General features: G+C 72.8%; 3 protein-coding genes. All 3 read left to right on the top strand.

Going from position 1 to position 2,531, the window contains the following annotated elements; translation table 11 throughout:
• Window positions 1-1,081: sulfatase-like hydrolase/transferase (locus I9P22_RS23880; protein ID WP_199262696.1), on the top strand; the 1,081-nt coding region annotated here is incomplete at its 5' end.
• Between the two features lie 22 nt (window positions 1,082-1,103).
• Window positions 1,104-2,096 carry an ABC transporter substrate-binding protein gene (locus I9P22_RS23875; protein WP_199262694.1) on the top strand — a complete coding sequence of 331 codons (993 nt, stop codon included), beginning with the start codon at window positions 1,104-1,106 and terminating at the stop codon, window positions 2,094-2,096.
• On the top strand, window positions 2,086-2,531 hold a 446-nt coding region (locus I9P22_RS23870), incomplete at its 3' end, for an ATP-binding cassette domain-containing protein (RefSeq protein ID WP_199262692.1). The genes I9P22_RS23875 and I9P22_RS23870, both read left to right, overlap by 11 nt.

Raw genomic sequence — 2,531 nt, 5'->3', positions numbered from 1 at the left:
CGCCGGGCTGGCCGCCGCAACCGTCGCCGCGCTGCGCGACTTCCGGGCGGCGGCGGCACGGGACGCGATGGCGGGCCGGCCGGGCCTGCTGGGCGCGCTCGACCGCGATCTGCTGGTGATCTTCGTCGAAAGCTACGGCCGCGCCAGTTTCGCGACACCCTTCTATGCCGAACCCCACCTTGCCACCCTGCGCCGGACCGAAGCCGATCTGGCGCGGGCCGGCCTTGCCATGCGCTCGGGCTTCCTGGCTTCGCCGACGCAGGGCGGGCAAAGCTGGCTGGCGCATGCGACATTCGCCTCGGGGCTGCGCATCGGCGACCAGGCGCTTTACCAAGCCCTGCTGGCCAGCAAGCGGCAGGGACTGTTCCATTACGCGCGGCGCGCCGGGTTCCGCACTGCCGCCGTGATGCCGGCCATCACCCGCCCCTGGCCCGAGGCGGCGCGCATGGGCTTCGACCGCATCCTGGCCGCATCGGACCTGGGCTATCGCGGTCCGCCCTTCAACTGGGTCACCATGCCCGACCAGTTCACCCTGGCCGCCGCCGACCGGCTGCTGCGCGGGCCGGAGGACAGGCCGCTTGTCGCACAGGTGGCGCTGATCTCCTCGCATGCACCCTGGGTGCCGGTGCCGCGGCTGATCGGCTGGGACGAGGTCGGGGACGGTTCCGCCTTCGCCGCCATGGCCACCGCCGGCCCAAGCCCGCAAGAGGTCTGGCGCGACCCGGCGCGCATCCGCCGCCACTATCGCGACGCCGTCGACTATGCCCTGCAGACGGTCACGGCCTATGCGCTGCGCCATGCGGACGAGCCGCCGCTGATCCTGGTGCTGGGCGATCACCAGACCGCGCAAGGGATCGCGCCGGATGGCGGGCGCGATGTGCCCCTGCATGTGATCGGCCCCGCCGTGCTGGTCGAACGCAGCGCCGCATGGGGCCTTGCCCCCGGCCTGATCCCGCCGCCAGACAGCCCGGCGATCCCGATGGAGCGGATGCGCGACCTGATCCTGCAAGGCTTCGCCGCGCCCGATGCGGGGCCAAGGGAACGCCTCGCCGGGCACGGTCGTTCGTCCCCAGCCCCATGATGACCCGAACGGAGGTGCCCCGATGACCCATTCCCTGACACGGCGCCGGCTCTGGCAGGCAGGGGCGGCGGGGCTGGCGCTCGGCCTCTCCGGCCTGCCGCGCCCGGCGCGGGCGCAGGAGGCCGTGGCGCTGCAGCTCTCCTGGCTGCATTCGGTGCAGTTCGCCGGCAGCTACATCGCGCTGCAGAATGGCTGGTGGCGCGAGTCGGGGCTGGAGGTCGCGCTGCTGCAGGGCGGCCCGAATGCCCCGGTCGAGCCGCCGGTGGTGGCGGGCACGGCGCTGGTCGGCATCTCCGCCGCCGATTACGCCGCCGCGGCGGTGGCGCAGGGGGCACCGTTCCGCATCATCGGCGTCGCCATGCAGAAGAATCCCTTCGCCATCGCCTCGCTGCCCGGCAATCCCGTGGAAACCCCCGCCGACCTGGCGGGGAAAAGCATCGGCATGGCCATCGCCAACACCCCCGTCCTGCAGGCGCTGTGCAAGCTGAACGATGTCGATTTCGACGCCATCCGCATCGTGCCCACGCAATATTCCGCCCAGCCGCTGGTCGCGGGCGAGGTGGACTGCCTGCTCTGCTGGGAAACCGACCTGCCGGTCGCCATGGCCATCCAGGGCATCGAGGCCCGCACCATGCTGATGGCCGATCACGGCTATGCCCTGCATTCCCAGACCTATATCGCGACCGAGGACAGCCTTGCCCACCGCCGCGAGGCGCTGGTGGCGCTGATGGCCGGCGAGGCGCGGGGCTGGGAAGCCTGCCGCGCCGACAGCGATGCGGCGGCCGATCTGACCGTCGCCATGTTTCCCGATGCCGGGCTGGACCTGCCCACGCAAAAGCTGCAGGCGCGCCGGCAATTGCCGCTGATGTTCTCGGAACTGACCGAGACGCACGGCTTCGGCTGGTGGAGCGACGAGGCGGTCGAGGCCAATATCCGCACCCTCTCGCTGCTGGGCCGCGAGGTGACGCCCGCGCTCTGGGACCGCTCGATCCTGGAGGCGGTCCATGCAGGATAGCAGCGCCGGGATCGCCTGTCGGGCGCTGAGCAAGACCTGGCCCGGCGGCCTGCAGGCGGTGGCAGGCTTCGATGCCGATTTCGCCGCCGGCCAGACCACGGCGCTGATCGGCCCCTCGGGCTGCGGCAAGTCCACGCTGCTGCGGCTGGTCGCCGGGCTGGAACAGCCGGACGAGGGGCAGGTGCGCATCGGCGGGCTGGACCCGGCCCGGCAGCGCCGGCAGGGCGCGATCTCGGTGGCGTTCCAGGACCCCTCGCTGCTGCCCTGGCTCAGCGCCGCGCAGAACGTGGCGCTGGCGCGCAAGCTGGCCCGCCGGCCCGCCGATCCGGGCAAGGTGGCGCAACTGCTGCACCTGGTCGGGCTGGAGGGCTTCGCCGCCGCCCGCCCGGCGGCGCTGTCGGGCGGCATGCGCCAGCGCGCCGCCATCGCCCGGGC

This window comes from Paracoccus binzhouensis, assembly GCF_016446475.1.
Taxonomy (GTDB): domain Bacteria; phylum Pseudomonadota; class Alphaproteobacteria; order Rhodobacterales; family Rhodobacteraceae; genus Paracoccus; species Paracoccus binzhouensis.
Note: the sequence above shows the minus strand (reverse complement) of the source record. Positions and strands in the feature narration are given on the sequence as shown.

Coding starts and splice junctions, on each gene's coding strand:
- I9P22_RS23875 (WP_199262694.1), top strand. CDS start 1,104: ATGACCCATTCCCTGACACGGCGCCGGCTCTGGCAGGCAGGGGCGGCG.